This is a genomic window from Cohnella phaseoli (assembly GCF_003386235.1).
In the GTDB taxonomy this organism is placed as follows: domain Bacteria; phylum Bacillota; class Bacilli; order Paenibacillales; family Paenibacillaceae; genus Cohnella; species Cohnella phaseoli.
This window is the reverse complement of record NZ_QRDZ01000031.1, coordinates 1-15845: the sequence shown is the minus strand read 5'-3', so window position 1 is coordinate 15845 and position 15845 is coordinate 1. Positions and strand designations below refer to the sequence as shown.

Genomic DNA, 15845 nt, shown 5'->3' with positions numbered 1-15845 from the left:
CGGAGACAACATTCATTGTCCCTAATCTGTCGCGGAAACCCCGCGGCTTTTTTTGTTCTCGGACACGGGCCGGAGAGGGGGCGGAGGCTTACGAAGCTCATCAAGCTGCTCGGATTGATTGCCGTCGTCTCTATCGTGAACGTCGTTGTGCTTTCACCCGGTTTGCTTGGAATCGGCTTCGGCGAGAGCGCGCTGGAGACGGCGATCGGAGTGACGCTGCCGCTGGCCGGCGTTATTGCGCTTCTGCTGGGAAGCTACGTCATTCTGCAGAAGCCCCAGGAGCAGCCGCCGCCTCTGCGAGAGCTTCAAACACAGGAGGACTTCGCGACGGCATTGTCTCGCTACAAACGGGTCCGGCTGCTGGAGGAGGACATGGATCACGCGATCGAACAGCTGGATCGCATCCGCAAGAAGAAGGAAACGCTGCTCGAGGCGTTGTCGCAACGGTTTCAGCCCGGAGAGTTGAGCTATGCGAAGTTTGCTTCCGTCATCGCGGAGGTCGAATCGTTGTTTTACCGCAACGTCAGAAGCGTCTTGAATCGGCTGCAGGCGTTCGACGAGGCCGAGTTCGAGAGATTTGGCTCGCGTAAAGCGTCGCGAATACCGAGGGAGCTGCTGCAGATGCGGGCGGAAATGCTGAACGAGTTTCTCGATTTTGTGAAATATTCGATCGCGATGAACGAAGAAATTTTGCTGAAGCTGGATCGGCTGCTGCTGGAAATCTCGCGTCTGGACGCCTTCGAACCGGGCGATATCGAGGCGATGCCCGGCATGCAGGAGATCGATGCGCTGATTAAGACAACGAAGCACTACAGATGAAAAGAGGTGGGGGAGTTGGCTAAACCGCGCAAATTTGCTTTAGTGTCCGTCTTCCTGCTGGCGATCGTGTTTGCTTTGGTCTATTGGGGAATCAGTCTGACCTCCAACCTGGGAAAAACGAAGGCGGAGCTAAGCTCGGAGAACGCGGAGAAGCGGCTGAGCAGGCTGTTTTCGGACCTCTCCGTGTCGAGCGCAGAGCCGGTGAAGGGGCAGATCGATCTCGATCCGGCGGACGTGGCCGAAGCGTTGCCGGACATCTCCAAGTTTCCGGTGACGGTAGACAACACGACCGGCTTTTATGTCGAAATTTTTTCCTCGACAGAGAAATCCGGCTCCGGCGTCGACGGCTGGCTGACCGAAGTCGCGGCTGAATTCAACCGGGCGGGAATCGAGGTGAACGGTCAAGCCGCATCGGTCAAGGTGAGAAACATCGCTTCGGGGACGGCCACCGACTACATTGCGTCCGGCAAGTACATACCCGACGCGTTCACCCCCTCCAACGAGCTGTGGGGCGAGATGGTCAAGGCAAGCGGCGTCAGAACGGAGCTGGTCGCGAAGAGGCTGGCCGGCAACGTGCCGGGTATCGTCATCGCCAAGGCGAAATACGACGCGCTCATGGAGAAATACGGAGCGGTGAACGTAAAGACGGTGACGGAGGCGATCGCCGGCAACGAGTTTGCGATGGGCTATACCGACCCGTTCGCCAGCTCTACGGGCCTCAACTTCCTGCTGACGGCGCTGGATTCGTTCGACAGCTCGAACCTGCTCGGAGAGAAGGCGGTCGCAGGCTTCGAGAAGTTCCAGGCCAACGTGCCGTTCATCGCTTCGACAACGATTCAGATGCGCGACGCGGCCAAATCAGGCATGCTGGACGGCTTCGTACTGGAGTATCAAACCTATATCAATGCCGCCGATCTCAAGGGAGGTTATGTGTTTACGCCGTTTGGCGTCCGGCATGACAGTCCGCTCTATGCGCTGGGCGATCTGCCGCCGGAAAAGGTCGAGCTGATCAAGCGGTTCGCCGATTTCGTTCAGCAGGAGCAATACCAGCAAGCGGCGGAAAAGCTGGGCTTTAACGGGCTGGAGGAATATACGCCGGAGCTGGCCGTTCCGGATGGCGCGCTGCTCTCTGCCGCTCAGAAGCTGTGGAAGGAGAAGAAAAACGCCGGCAAGCCGATCGTGGCGGTATTCGTCGCGGACGTGTCCGGCAGCATGGACGGCGAACCGTTAAATCGGCTTAAGGAGTCGCTGTTGAAGGGGCAGAAATATCTTGGCCGAGACAACAGCATCGGCTTCGTTTCCTACTCGAGCGACGTCACGATCCATCTGCCGATCGGGAAGTACGATACGAACCAGCAGTCGATGTTCGTCGGGGCGGTGAACAGCCTGCAGTCCGGCGGCGGAACGGCGACGTTCGACGGGATCGTCGTGGCGCTCAAAATGCTGCAAGACGAGCTGCGGGTCAATCCCAACGGCAAGCCGGTTATTTTCGTCCTGAGCGACGGGGAGACGAACGAGGGCTACTCTCTTAACGACGTTAAAGATCTCGTCGAAGCGTACAAAGTGCCGATCTACACCATAGGCTACAATGCCAACATCAAGGCGCTGCAGAGCATTTCCGGCATTAACGAGGCGGCCAGCATCAATGCCGATACGGACGACGTCGTCTACAAGATCGGCAACCTGTTTAACGTACAGATGTGATTTGAATACGGAGGGGGATCCGGATGTCATTCTCAATGGAAGTCGCCAGCCCGGAACAGATTAAGGCGGTAATTGAGCAGGAAGTTAAGCCCGTGCCCGAGGAGGTAGCCAAGCTGAAGCAGCTGGCCGACGCGAATGTGGCGGCGATTATGACGCTTGACGTCGAGTCGCTGGACAAACGCAAGGAGATCGTGCAATCGATCGAAAGCTTCGGCCTCGGCACGATGAAGTCGTCCGCAGACAAAAACAAGCTTCTGGAAGTGTCCGTCGGCAATCTGGCGCGTACGGGGGACGAGGGCGGCCAGGTGGCCAAAGGGCTGGCCGAGCTGCATACGCAGCTCAAGGATTTGGACCCGAGCGCCGTCGATTTCGCCAAGCGCGGCATGCTAGGCAAGCTGTTCAATCCGCTGCGCGCCTATTTTCTGAAATATCAGAAGGCCGACATCGTGATTGCCGATATCGTCGTCTCGCTCGACAAAGGCAAAGCAACGCTCAAAAACGACAATACGACGCTGGAGCTGGAGCAGCAGACGCTACGCGAGCTGACCAAGAGGCTGCAGAAGGAAATTCAGCTCGGCATGCTGATGGACGAATCGATCGAGGGGCAGATCGAGGCGGCGCGGCAGCGTGCCGAGGATCCGGACAAAATCCGCTTCATTACCGAGGAAGTGCTGTTTCCTCTTCGCCAGCGCGTAATGGACCTGCAGCAGATGCTCGTCGTCAATCAGCAGGGAATAATGGCGATCGAGGTCGTCATCCGCAACAACAAGGAGCTGATTCGCGGCGTCGACCGGGCGAAAAATGTGACCATCTCGGCGCTGCGCATTTCCGTAACGGTAGCCAGCGCGCTCTTTAACCAGCGGATTGTGCTCAAGAAGATCGAGCTGCTCAACCAGACGACGAACGAGCTGATCGCCGGCACCTCCCGCATGCTGAAGGAGCAAGGAGCGACGATCCATAAGCAGGCGCTCGAGACGAGCGTGTCGGTGGAGACGCTGAAGCAGGCGTTCACGGACGTGCTGGCAGCGCTCGATTCGATCAGCGCCTACAAACAGGAAGCGCTGCCCCGTATGCGGGATACGATCAGCCAATTCCGCGAGCTGGCCGACCAGGGCGAACAGCAGATCCGGCGCCTGGAGAAAGGGCAAAGACTCGGCATTTGATCGGGCATGCTTCGCCTCGATTTTCTTTTGCTCCAGGCTCTCCGAAATCATGACTTTCCTGCGAATCAGTGATAGAATTTCGGTATTACGGAGTACGGAGGAATAGTCTTGACTTTGCAGCAACTCAAATACGTGATCGAAGTGGCGAACCGCGGCTCCATCAACGAAGCGGCCAAACGACTGTTTATTTCCCAGCCCAGCCTGTCCAACGCAATCAAGGATTTGGAAGAGGAGCTGCAGATCGCCATCTTCGATCGATCGAACAAAGGAATCTCGTTGTCCAAAGAAGGAGTCGAATTTCTGAGCTACGCCCGGCAGGTCGTCGAGCAGGCCGAGCTGCTGGAAAGCCGGTACTTGAACGCCAAGCCGTCTCCGCAGCATTTCTCGGTCTCGACCCAGCACTATGCGTTCGCGGTCAACGCCTTCGTCAGTCTTGTCAAGGAGTACGGTCACGATGAATACGAGCTGACGCTGCGCGAGACGAAAACGCACGAGATCATCGAAGATGTCAGTACGATGCGCAGCGAGATCGGCATTTTGTACGTGAACGAGTTTAACGGCAAAGTCATCCACAAGCTGCTGAGAAGCGCCAATCTGCAGTTTACGAGCCTGTTTACGGCTAAGCCGCACATTTTCATCAGCATCCACAATCCGCTAGCCAAACACGCCATCGTCACGATTGATCAATTGCAGGAGTACCCGTATTTGTCGTTTGATCAGGGGGAATACAACTCCTTTCATTTTGCCGAAGAGATCTTGAGCACGTTGTCCCGTAAAAAGAGCATTCGCGTCAGCGACCGTGCGACGCTGTTTAATTTGCTGATCGGCTTAAACGGCTACACGATTTCGACGGGAGTGCTGAGCAAGGATTTGAACGGCAACGAGATTATTCCCGTACCGCTGGACTGCAGCGAGACGATCAACGTCGGTTGGATTTCGCATCGCAATGCGGCGCTTACGAAGCTTGGAGCGGCGTATGTTGAAGCGCTGGAGCGAGCGACGGCGCCTGACCCCAAATAAGCCTGAGCAGCGGGTTGGGGCCTAGGGCGTGTATGCAAACCCGCTCAGAGGTATCTTTCACCGCCTTTTCGCCCCCTGCTGCGTCACTTTTGCTTGACGTACCCCCCGTACGCCTTCACAAAAGTTCCTTGCATGGAACGAAAATTCGGCAATATCTACTATCCTCGGAGTATGCATACACGCCCTAACGCGATTTGCGATATAGGGAATAGCTATATCCAGATATAGGATTTGAGAGTTACACTATATCTAAAAATCCGTGCTATCTTCTACGTAACAACTTATATAGGAGTGTTACGAGATGGCGCAAAGCAGTATTTTGGGATACCCGCGAATCGGCGCGGATCGGGAATGGAAGAAAGCGTTGGAAGCGTTCTGGGCAGGCAAGCTGGAAGAAGCGGAATTCGTGGAAAAGCTGCGCGACATCCGTCTGGCTCATCTTCGCAAGCAGAAAGACAAAGGCATTGACCTGATTCCGGTCAACGACTTCAGCTACTACGATCATGTGCTCGATACGGCAACGATGTTCGGCATCGTTCCGCAACGGTTCAAATACGAAGGCGGTGCGGTTTCGCTGTCGGTCTACTACGGAATCGCACGCGGCACGAAGGAAGCGGCAGCTAGCGAAATGACAAAATGGTTCAACACGAACTACCATTATATTGTTCCTGAACTGGACGGTGCGCAGCCGGCGCTGACCGAAAACAAGCCGCTGCAGGCTTATCGCGAAGCGAAGGAGAAGCTGGGCATCGAAGGCAAACCGGTGCTGCTGGGGCCGCTGACGTTCCTGAAGCTGTCCAAAGGCTACGCCAAAGCGGAGACGGATTCGTGGCTGGAACGCTTGCTGCCGCTTTACGTTCAAGTTTTGCGAGAGCTGGCTCTGGAAGGCGTCCGTTGGGTACAGATCGACGAGCCGATCGCGGTGACGAAAATCGACGCGGAGGACGTTCGCCGCTTGCAGACGATATACGGAGCGTTCGCGGCTGCGGTTCCCGAGCTGAACATCCTGCTGCAAACGTATTTTGAATCGGTTGAAAGCTATGCGGACATTGTCTCGCTGCCGGTTAAAGGCATCGGTCTCGATTTTGTTCACGGAGCGGCCGGCAACCTGGCGGCGATCCGTGAGTTCGGCTTCCCGCAGGACAAGGTGTTGGGCGCAGGCGTTATCGACGGACGCGGCATCTGGAAAGCGGCGCTTGGCGAGAAGCTGGAAGTGCTTGAGCAGCTTGGCAAATACGTCAGCGGCGATCGGCTGATCGTGCAGTCGTCGTGCAGCCTGCTTCACGTGCCGGTCACAACGGAGAACGAGACGAAGCTGGCGGCGGAATTAAAAGGAGCGCTCGCTTTCGCCGATGAGAAGCTGACGGAAATCGCGTTGTTGACCAAAGCAGCGAACGAAGGCAGAGAAGCGATCGCTGCTGAGCTGGCTGCCAGCCAGCGTGCCGTAGAGGCGCTGAGACAATCGGCGGAGCGCAATCGCGCCGACGTCCAGCAAGCGGTGGCGGGAATTAGCGGAGCAGAGCCGGCGCGCGCCAGCGCGTTCGAGCAGCGCCGGATCGCGCAGCAGAACAAGTGGCAGTTGCCGCTGTTCCCGACGACGACGATCGGCAGCTTCCCGCAGTCCGCCGAGGTGCGCAAAGCTCGCCAGCTCTGGCGCAAAGGCGAATGGAACGAGGAGCGCTACGCCGCCTTCATTCGCGAACAGATCGATCTGTGGATCAAGCTGCAGGAAGAAATCGGTATCGACGTGCTTGTGCACGGCGAGTTCGAGCGTACGGACATGGTTGAATTTTTCGGCGAGAAGCTGGCCGGCTTTGCGTTTACGCAGAACGGCTGGGTACAGTCCTACGGCTCCCGCTGCGTTAAGCCTCCGGTTATCTACGGCGACGTGGCATTCGAACAGGCGATGACCGTCGAAGAGACGAAGTACGCTCAGTCGCAAACGGACCGTCCTGTCAAAGGCATGCTGACCGGACCGATTACGATTATGAACTGGTCGTTCGTTCGCGACGACATTCCGCGCGAGCAAATCGCGTACCAGCTCGCTTATGCGCTCAGACAAGAAGTAGAAGCGCTGGAGCAGGCCGGTATCGGAATGATCCAGGTCGACGAGCCGGCGGTGCGCGAAGGACTGCCGCTCAAGGAGCAGGATCAGGCGGAATATCTGAATTGGGCGGTTAAGGCGTTCCGGATGACGACTTGCACGGTGCAGAACGAGACGCAAATTCACACGCATATGTGCTATTGCGAATTCCACGACATGATCGACTCGATCGAAGAGATGGATGCGGACGTTATCTCTATCGAGACTTCGCGCAGCCATGGAGAGCTGATTCATAGCTTCGAGGAAAACACCTACAAGCTGGGCATTGGTCTGGGTGTCTACGACATCCACAGCCCGCGTGTACCGAACGTCGAGGAGATGTCCGGCATGATCGACCGTGCGTTGCGCGTACTTGATCCGCAGCTGTTCTGGATCAACCCGGACTGCGGTTTGAAGACGCGCGGACAGGAAGAGACGGTTGCTTCCTTGCGCAATATGGTTGCGGCGACTCAAATTGCCCGTGAGAAGCATTTGGCTCAGTAATTTCCTGTGAAAGTTAATCGATGAACAAGACGGAAGGTGTATGTATCTCCCTCTGATGCTATACGCTCCCGAAATCTGCATGGGGAAACCCGTTGCAAGGCGATTTCAGGAACGTATGAGACAGTCTCCGGGAGGTGCATGCACCTTCTTTTTTTATCGAGCGTCTCAAGCTGCGCTGTCTTTGGGACAGTCTTTTCAATTTTTTCGGCGAGGAATCGGGCTTTGCGCTTGCCATTGAGAAAACTTATCATCTAAGATGGAGAATATGCAGAATAACGAATGTATTTCGAACGGAAGCTCAGATTCGGGGGCGAGCGGTTTCATGAAGTTGGACAACCATATCCGGTTGTGGAATCAAGTGTACATCGAGTTGATCGATATTCGCGACAAAGAAATGGAGCGGTTGGAAGAGCTTCGGGACTACCGGCTGCCTGCCAGCTCTTTTCTCTATATCAAACGGGGAATAGGACAAATCTGTCTGGATAGGGTATGCCATAAAGTCAGATCTCATCATCTGGTACACTGCGGCAAGGGAACAAGCCTGACCATTACGGCGGAGGAAGAGCTGGCGTACTGCCTGATCTTATACCGGGCTTCTCCGTCAGCTCCCGACCGCTCGGAGATCGCCAGGCTGATGGAGGAAGGAAATCCGTTTCAGTTCAGATATGTTTTCGCCCCGCGTTATCCGATGCTGCTGAGCGACAAAGTCGAGAGGATGTGTCGAGAGTGGCGGGAAGCTACCGAGCTGAGCAAGGTTCAAGTCAAATCGCTCTTCTACCAGTTCATTTACGAATTGCTCTGGCAGCTGCATCAGCAGCAGGTCGAACCTGTGAAGCCCGATATGGTGGCGGAGGCGGTCCGTTACATCCAGGAGCACTATAACCGTCCGTTGACGCTGGACGCGATCGCGAAGGCGCTCGATTACAGCTCGGGACACTTGTCGCGCCTGTTCAAGCTGAAGCTTCACACGAGTCCTATTCATTTTCTGGGCCAAGTCAGAGCGCTGCGAACGATGCAGCTGCTCGTGGAGACGGAGGCGACATTGCAGGAAATTGCCGAAGCTGTCGGTTTTCCGGACGCGCACTCTTTAAGTAGAAGCTTCAAGAAGCATACGGGAGTCGCTCCTACCTATTACAGGCAGTGCGGCGGCAGACTTTCGGAAAATCAGGATTTGCCCACCGCGATGCAAGGAATTGCCGTTTCTCGAATTTCCGAGCTCCCGTATACTGATATTGAAAATCATTATCAGATGATGACAGGGAGAGAGCTTGACATGCAAAAGAGAAGTAAAATCGCGGCAATGACTACTGTACTCGGATTAACGCTGCTTATGGGGGCTTGCTCGAATTCAACTAACAGTCCTGCCGACTCCGCGGCGCAGCCGTCCGCAAGCGCCAAGTCCGGCGAACCGGCGACTTCGCCAAGCGCATCTGCGACGGGCGGCCAGGAGCAGGAGGCGCAGCCGACTACGAGAACGATATCGACGCCCAAGGGGGATGTTGTCGTGCCGGCCAATCCGCAGCGGGTCGCCGCCGATCAATATATGGGACATCTGCTCAAGCTAGGCATCGTTCCGATCGGCGTCCGAACGTTTATGCTCGACGAAGGATGGATGGCTGGGGCGGGAATCGAGAAAGAGACGCTGGCGAAAATCGAGGATTTGGGCGGATTTCCGATGAACCTGGAGAAGCTGACTTCTCTGGAGCCGGATTTGATTATCGGTTCGGTAGAGGACAGCATCGAGCAATACGAGAAAATCGGCACGACCGTATTTCTGCCGTATTGGACGCCGGAAATGTCCACTGCGGGACCGCTGGAGAAGTTCAGGAGCGTCAGCGATATATTCGGCAAGCGGGAAGAAGCGGAGCAATGGATCGCCGATTACGAGAAGAAGGCCGCGGAGGCGCGGGAGCAAATCAAAGGCATCGTCAAGGAAGGGGAGACCGTGTCCGTCGTGCAATTCGCCGACAAAGCCGCCTTCGTCTTGGCTGCCGAGGGAGGCAATTACGGCTCCTCTACCATCTATGGTACGCTGCAGTTGCCGCCGACCGATATCGCCAAAAACATGAAGGCAGGGTTCGAGTCGATCTCTGCGGAAATGCTGCCGGAATATATGGGCGATCATATTTTCGTCTATTACGGCGCGAAGGAAGCGACCGACAAAATGATGGACAGCAAGCTGTGGAAAGGGCTGCCCGCCGTTCAGAACAATCGGGTTTACGTATTCGGCAACGAGTATTATGATGAATTTGTGATGGAGGACCCGTATTCGCTGGAGCAGCAGCTGGATACGATCGTGGGCTTGCTGCTGAATAATAAACAATAACGCGCACGTGTAAGTCAGTCGGCTCGTCTCCGTATCGGGAGAGGGCCGATTGTTCTATTTTATTAGTAAGGGAACGATTCGCAAGACGCTCTTGTCTAATAGGTTGGAGGTGAAACGATGGACTCCCAGATGGAGCTTCAATACTTGGCATACAAGGACAAGCTGGACAAATCCGAGCTGGACGATCTGATGACCGAATACGGCGACGACGTCAGGCGTTACGCGTATGCCATTACGAAAAACCGAGAGCAGGCCAAAGATATTGCGCAGGAAGTGTTTATTAGAGCATATCGCGGCTTCGGCTCGTTCCGGGGAAGCTCCTCGGTCAAAACCTGGCTGTTCTCGATAACGAGAAATCTGGCCATCAACGAGATGAAGTCGAGCTACGTGCGGCGAATTGTGCTGTTCGAATGGGTGAAGCCGGCGGGAGTCGGGGAGTCTGCCGAAACGGCTTATTTGGAAGAGCAGTCCGTTCGCGAGATCAGAGCGGCAATGATGAGCCTGTCGGTTAAGCTGCGCGAGGTGCTGCTGCTCACGCTTGAGCACGGGCTGACGATGCCCGAGATCGCGGGACTGCTGAGCGTGTCGGAGGGCACGGTCAAGTCGAGATTGCATCGGGCGCGCCAGGCGATGGACAGAAAACGGAAGGAGATGGAACGATGAGCGACGGTTCGTCCGCCTGGGAAAAACGAGTTAAGGAAGGCTTGTTCCAAGAGGAAAGGTTTACGGACGAGATGAAGCTGAAGGTGCTGGGGGCGATTGAGCGAAGACCGCGCCGGATTGCAGGGCTGTGGCCGAGGCTGGCCGGAACGGTAGCGGCTTGTCTGGCGGCGCTCCTTCTTGTCGTCTACTGGCCGAGCGGGAGCGTCGATACAGCTCGCCCGCAGGGAGCGGCGGCCGGAGCAGAGAAGGCTATGACGTTTCAGCCGCTGGAAGCGCGGATATTGACGAAAGGGCAAACGATCTACGGAAGCGATCCGGACATTTTGCCCGGACTATCCAACAAGTATAGTCCGCTAAGAAACACGGGGTACGTCGAGCAGATTCCGTTGACCGATATCGAGTTGATCGATAAGAAGGAAATCCCGGGATTCGGTACAACGTTGCGGTATACGCTTATAAATAACGAAGATCTGCCGAAGAGCGACAAAAACGGAATAATCGTCTATTTCGGCTTTGTCATCGAAGGCCTCTCCAAGCCCGGCCAGCTTTTCCACTACGGCTTCGGTTATTTGGACGGCGACGACTTTAGCGCGACGCGGCTGTTCGGTCAAGAGGTGCTCAAGATTGACAGGCAGCAGTGCAGAATCGACGGGGAGGCGTGCGCCTTCTACGTGAAGAAGGACGAGGGAGGCGTCAGCACCTTCGCGGAATTCGATGCGGCGACCTACGAACGGGATCTTGACGGGGACGGCCGTGAGGAAGCGATAGTTGCGACGCACAAGCAAAATCAAATCTACATTTTTAAAGAGGAGCACGGACGGCTTCAGTGGGCAAGCGTGCGGGAAGCGCTGGGGGCGGGTAACGAGGATCGACTTGTCTACGATGAAGCTGCAGGGCTGTTCGAAGTGTATACTCCGTCAGCGGAGCAAGGCGACGGTGTCCGAATATACGCTTATACGCAGGACAACAAGCTTGCGGAAGTGGTACAATAAGAAGAACAAAGGCTGTTTCCCGAAAGGGGAGCAGCCTTCGCATGTCGGCGCTGCCAATGGGCTGCCGCCTGGATAAGGAAGGGGCGACATCGTGGTTGGGGCGATTGTGATCTTCGTGTTGGCCGGTCTCGCTGAAATCGGCGGAGGGTATTTGGTGTGGCTATGGTTGCGGGAATCGAAGCCTTATTGGTACGGGATAGCTGGAGGATTGATTCTCGTACTGTACGGAATTATCCCGACTCTGCAGAGCTTTCCTTCCTTCGGACGCGTGTACGCGGCGTACGGAGGCGTGTTCGTCGTATTGGCCGTTTTGTGGGGCTGGCTCGTCGACAAGAAGACGCCCGATCTGTATGATTGGCTTGGAGCGGCGGTCTGTATCGTCGGCGTTTCGATCATGTTGTGGGCGCCGAGAAGTTAAAGGAAGACGATATCAAGACGGGTGGAGACAACTAGCGCATGGAGCACGTAACGACGGATAGCTGGGACGAGGCGCTGTGGACGGAGGCGGACGTCATTTATCGGGAAGCGTTCCCCGAGCATGGAAGGAAAAGCGAAGCGATTGTCAGACGCATGTTCGAGCGCGGTCTCTGCACGCTGCATGTGTGGCGCATGCAGAATGAAGCCGCAGCGATGGCGCTGACGGCATTCGACGATCGCTCCGAAGTGCTGATCGTCGATTACATAGCCGTACGGCGATCGCGTCAGGGTCGAGGAATCGGTCGAAGCTGCGTCTTGCAACTTCGGGACTGGGCCGTCGGCGCGAAGCCGGAATGCCGCGGCATCGTTATTGAAGTCGAAGCGGAGGAGACGGACGAGAACGCGAAGCGCATCCGTTTTTGGCAAAGCGCGGGTTTTCGGCTGACCGAATACGTTCATGTCTATATATGGGTTCCCGAGACGTATCGGGCGATGTCGCTTGGCTTTGATGCCGCTATACCGCTCGCCGATGACGGAAGGGAACTGTTCAAAGCTATCACGCGCTACCACGAGCGCGCTTACCGGAAAACGAAGGACGGCGGTAAAGTTTGATTATAGCCGTTTATTCACTTTATGTAGGGCGGTAAACGGTCGTACAATGTAGTTGTCGGGCCGACGAATTTGCCGGAAAGGAGATGATCGAATTGATCTACCATCCTGAGGTGATCTCCGCTTAGACGGAGATCGTCAATTAGGGAGGAGGCCGCAAGGCCTCCTTTTTCACTTGTAAGGCAAAGCGGTTTTCAATATACTGGAAATACGAACAACGCGTTCGTGATCGCCATATGGCACATTACACTCGGATAAAGGAGGAGAAATCGAGCATGGCTAAAGGATCTGCGAAAGAAATGTTATCCATTATCGGGGCGTTAGAATTGAAGGAGGGCCAACTTGATTTACAAAAACGGGAGAGATGTGCTTCCCCCTAGTTTGTTGCAGGAGTTACAGAACTACGTGGGAGGCGAGCTGATCTATATTCCCAAGCCGAACGAGTGTCGCGCGCGTTGGGGGGAAGTCAGCGGGACGAGAAAGCTGCTCGCGGAACGCAACAAGGAAATCCGCCGTCTGCACTCGGACGGAATGACCGTTTCCGAGCTTGTGGGCAAATATCATCTGTCTGGAGACAGCATTCGTAAAATTATTGTTAAAACGTCATGAACGGGCATAGAGGTGCATATCGCGAATGGTAAAAAAGAAAATTCGGTCGTGAAGCACACGCCGCTCTTTCTCCTGATGGATTCAGGGGAACGGGCGGCTTTTCTATTTTATTGGCGACCGGGCGGGCTGCAGGGAGGGGCAAGGCGATGAACGCGGATCATGATCGGCTGCTGATTTTCCGCAGCGGATGTTTCTCTATTCGGGTAAGCTTTACGAGAAATATCGTCATCGCATTCTTCCGATTGCAATTTTCAGTCATAGACGCCGGGCCAAGGAGCCGTCTTCGTTCGAGTGGGCTTTCCCGTTTCTAAGAGTGCTGACCTTTCGGTATTATGTGGTTCAATTGCGTCACAAGAACTGGCGTCGTTTTATACGCACGAAGAACCCGGTGGCTGCTGCGCTGCTGAGCAGTATGGGGTATAATAAGAAGGAACGCGTAACGGTAAAGCTAGAGTTTCTGCGGATGGTTACACGGCTGGAGCTGGACCCGGCGAGGATGAAGCTGCTAACCGTATTTTTCGAAACGTACTTGCCGTTGACGGAAGCGGAGAACAAACAATTAGCGAAGAAAATAGAGCAAACGGATCTGAAAAAGGAGGCTGCGATCATGGAGTGGTTGACTTCCTGGGAGAGGAAAGGCATGGAGAAAGGCCTAGAGGAAGGCTTAGAGAAAGGAATCGAAGCGGGAGTGCTGAAGGGCAAAGAAGAAATCGCCGCCAAAATGCTGGCGAAGGGACTTGACCCAGCGATGGTGGAGGAGATGACCGGACTGCCTGCGAAGCGAATCGACGAGCTCAAGGCAACGGTATAGCAGGCTGTTCGAGCAGGCTCGGAAGAAAAATAGCTTTACCTCCGTTGCGTTATTTGATAATATAATCGCAATAACAAATGCGATGAAGAGAAGAGTAGGTAAAGCCATTCTTTCGCAGAGAGCTCCGGCAGCTGGGAAGGGGCAGAGGATGCTTTACTGAAAAAAGACTCCGAGCAGCGCGTCGGAACCTCGCTTACGAGGGGGTGGCGCGACAGGCGCTCCTGTTACAGAGCTAGAGTATAAGCATTGCTGGGCAATGCCGTACTTGAAGAGGCGGATATGGCGACATATCGGCGAATCCGGGGTGGTACCGCGAGCACACAATCTCGTCCCTAAGGCTGAAGTCTTGGGGGTGGGATTTTTTTGTTGAAGCGCAAAGCCGGCGCAAGCTGCGCACCATTGGATTCGGCTTGAATAGTAATTAGGTATGAGGCTCCGTAAAAATAAGCGGCATGGAAAGGACTGGAATAAACGATGTCAAACAAATTGAAAGTCGGAATAGTCGGAGGAACGGGGATGGTCGGACAGCGGTTCGTGCAGCTGCTGGACGGTCACCCTTGGTTTGAAGTAACGACGATCGCGGCAAGCGCGAACTCGGCGGGAAAAACTTACGAGCAATCGGTCCAAGGCAGATGGAAGCTGGCCGGAGAGATTCCCGATTCGGTCAAAAATATCGTCGTGTTGGACGCATCCAAGGTGGAAGAGGTCGCTTCGCAGGTCGATTTTATTTTCTGCGCGGTCGATATGAAGAAAAATGAAATTCAGGCGCTGGAGGAAGCGTACGCCAAGACGGGCACGCCGGTCGTCTCCAACAACTCCGCGCACCGCTGGACGCCCGACGTTCCGATGGTCATTCCGGAGATCAATCCGGGTCATCTGGACGTGATCGCGGCGCAGCGTAAACGGCTCGGCACAGAGACCGGCTTTATCGCCGTTAAGCCGAACTGTTCCATTCAGAGCTATGTGCCGATGCTGCACGCGCTGCAGGAGTTTAAACCGACGAAGGTTGTCGCTTCGACGTATCAGGCGATTTCCGGCGCAGGCAAAAACTTCACCGACTGGCCGGAAATGCTCGACAACGTCATTCCGTACATTGGCGGAGAAGAAGAGAAGAGCGAGCAGGAGCCGCTGCGCATCTGGGGCAGCGTCGAAGATGGCGAGATCGTGAAGGCGAACGCTCCGCTCATTACGACGCAGTGTATCCGCGTTCCGGTCACGGACGGCCACTTGGCAACCGTATTTGTCTCGTTCGAGAACAAACCTTCCAAGGAAGAGATTTTGCGGCGCTGGAGCGAGTTCGCAGGCCGTCCGCAGCAGCTTGGCTTGCCGAGCGCTCCGAAGCAGTTCATTACGTATTTCGAAGAGGAGAACAGGCCGCAGACGAATCTGGATCGCGACATCGAGCGCGGCATGGGCGTGTCCGCCGGACGTCTGCGCGAGGATTCCCTGTACGACTTCAAATTTGTCGGACTGTCGCACAACACGCTTCGCGGCGCCGCCGGCGGAGCGGTGCTGATCGCCGAGCTGCTTAAGGCGGAAGGCTACATTCAGGCAAAATAAGCATGAACTAACGCAAGGGGTTGTCCCATAAACAGGTCAAGTTGCTCTGAAAGTTATCGATATTAAAGATGCAAGATGTATATACCTTCCTCCGATGCTATACGCTCCTGAAATCTGAATGGGTAAACCCGTTACAAGGTAGTTTCAGGAGCGTATGAGGCAGTCTACGGGCTACATTTGACCCACAACACTTCCAGATAATTCCGAGAAGCTATTCGTATACTTATCGAAGACGCTTTAGTGGCATACAATCCCCGATCCTGGTTGATTTATACGATTTTCCCTACAAACGTTCGTCGTTTGAGTCTGAGCCGAGTTGCTTTGTGCGGTTTTTCCTACAAACGTCCGCCGTTTAAGCCTGGTTCGAGCTGCGTTGTACGAATTTTCGACTAACTTCCCTGCGTAAGCTCATGTGTGCAAAGAGATCCGTCGTAAAAGTTTAATATCCAATAAATTGGAAACGTTGTGGGTCATGATTATTCCCATTCCTTTCGCTTCGCTCAAGGCACAAAACGGAATGAAATCCGTCAGCCTTGGGCGTTTTTTTGTATGCTTGAGTTACGGA

13 protein-coding genes and 1 other annotated feature are annotated in these 15845 nt (G+C 55.0%); all 13 genes read left to right on the top strand.

Annotation, left to right across the window (positions count from 1 at the left end):
* Positions 1–15 precede the first annotated feature (15 nt).
* The 13 genes from DFP98_RS29635 (at position 16) to asd (ending at position 15280) form a co-directional block, all read left to right on the top strand.
* Positions 16–819, top strand: a complete 804-nt coding sequence (locus tag DFP98_RS29635) for a hypothetical protein (protein WP_246016869.1) — start codon at positions 16–18, stop codon at positions 817–819.
* A gap of 15 nt (positions 820–834) precedes the next feature.
* Positions 835–2523, top strand: a complete 1689-nt coding sequence (locus DFP98_RS29630) for a vWA domain-containing protein (protein WP_116064251.1) — start codon at positions 835–837, stop codon at positions 2521–2523.
* Between the two features lie 23 nt (positions 2524–2546).
* Positions 2547–3686, top strand: a complete 1140-nt coding sequence (locus DFP98_RS29625) for a toxic anion resistance protein (RefSeq protein ID WP_116064250.1) — start codon at positions 2547–2549, stop codon at positions 3684–3686.
* A 108-nt stretch (positions 3687–3794) separates the two neighbouring features.
* Positions 3795–4706 (top strand): LysR family transcriptional regulator, encoded by a 912-nt coding sequence (locus DFP98_RS29620; protein ID WP_116064249.1) that lies wholly within the window; start codon positions 3795–3797, stop codon positions 4704–4706.
* Positions 4707–5007: 301 nt separating this feature from the next.
* The gene (gene metE, locus DFP98_RS29615) at positions 5008–7293 is read left to right on the top strand and encodes a 5-methyltetrahydropteroyltriglutamate--homocysteine S-methyltransferase (RefSeq protein ID WP_116064248.1); all 2286 of its coding nucleotides are present in this window, start codon (positions 5008–5010) and stop codon (positions 7291–7293) included.
* A gap of 322 nt (positions 7294–7615) precedes the next feature.
* A complete protein-coding gene (locus tag DFP98_RS29610) occupies positions 7616–9619 on the top strand; it encodes an AraC family transcriptional regulator (protein WP_116064329.1) in 2004 nt (667 codons plus the stop codon).
* Between the two features lie 117 nt (positions 9620–9736).
* The gene (locus tag DFP98_RS29605) at positions 9737–10282 is read left to right on the top strand and encodes an RNA polymerase sigma factor (RefSeq protein WP_246016867.1); all 546 of its coding nucleotides are present in this window, start codon (positions 9737–9739) and stop codon (positions 10280–10282) included.
* A complete protein-coding gene (locus DFP98_RS29600) occupies positions 10279–11274 on the top strand; it encodes a hypothetical protein (protein WP_116064247.1) in 996 nt (331 codons plus the stop codon). The genes DFP98_RS29605 and DFP98_RS29600 overlap by 4 nt, the downstream gene beginning before the upstream one ends.
* A 91-nt stretch (positions 11275–11365) precedes the next feature.
* A complete protein-coding gene (locus DFP98_RS29595) occupies positions 11366–11692 on the top strand; it encodes a YnfA family protein (protein ID WP_116064246.1) in 327 nt (108 codons plus the stop codon).
* A gap of 38 nt (positions 11693–11730) precedes the next feature.
* Entirely contained in the window at positions 11731–12303 is a 573-nt protein-coding gene (locus tag DFP98_RS29590) for a GNAT family N-acetyltransferase (protein ID WP_116064245.1), read from the top strand.
* Positions 12304–12642: 339 nt separating this feature from the next.
* The gene (locus DFP98_RS29585; protein WP_116064244.1) at positions 12643–12909 is read left to right on the top strand and encodes a CD3324 family protein; all 267 of its coding nucleotides are present in this window, start codon (positions 12643–12645) and stop codon (positions 12907–12909) included.
* A gap of 187 nt (positions 12910–13096) precedes the next feature.
* Positions 13097–13720 (top strand): RpnC/YadD family protein, encoded by a 624-nt coding sequence (locus DFP98_RS29580; RefSeq protein ID WP_116064243.1) that lies wholly within the window; start codon positions 13097–13099, stop codon positions 13718–13720.
* A 73-nt stretch (positions 13721–13793) separates the two neighbouring features.
* Positions 13794–14057: a binding site (T-box leader), on the top strand.
* A gap of 137 nt (positions 14058–14194) precedes the next feature.
* On the top strand, positions 14195–15280 hold the full coding sequence (gene asd / locus DFP98_RS29575; protein WP_116064242.1) for an aspartate-semialdehyde dehydrogenase: 1086 nt from the start codon (positions 14195–14197) through the stop codon (positions 15278–15280).
* Positions 15281–15845 lie beyond the last annotated feature (565 nt).

Bases quoted from the DNA above. Each gene is read 5' to 3' on its own strand.
- DFP98_RS29625 (WP_116064250.1), top strand. From the start codon at position 2,547: ATGTCATTCTCAATGGAAGTCGCCAGCCCGGAACAGATTAAGGCGGTA.
- metE (WP_116064248.1), top strand. From the start codon at position 5,008: ATGGCGCAAAGCAGTATTTTGGGATACCCGCGAATCGGCGCGGATCGG.
- DFP98_RS29610 (WP_116064329.1), top strand. From the start codon at position 7,616: ATGAAGTTGGACAACCATATCCGGTTGTGGAATCAAGTGTACATCGAG.
- DFP98_RS29605 (WP_246016867.1), top strand. From the start codon at position 9,737: ATGGACTCCCAGATGGAGCTTCAATACTTGGCATACAAGGACAAGCTG.
- DFP98_RS29600 (WP_116064247.1), top strand. From the start codon at position 10,279: ATGAGCGACGGTTCGTCCGCCTGGGAAAAACGAGTTAAGGAAGGCTTG.
- DFP98_RS29590 (WP_116064245.1), top strand. From the start codon at position 11,731: ATGGAGCACGTAACGACGGATAGCTGGGACGAGGCGCTGTGGACGGAG.
- DFP98_RS29580 (WP_116064243.1), top strand. From the start codon at position 13,097: ATGTTTCTCTATTCGGGTAAGCTTTACGAGAAATATCGTCATCGCATT.
- asd (WP_116064242.1), top strand. From the start codon at position 14,195: ATGTCAAACAAATTGAAAGTCGGAATAGTCGGAGGAACGGGGATGGTC.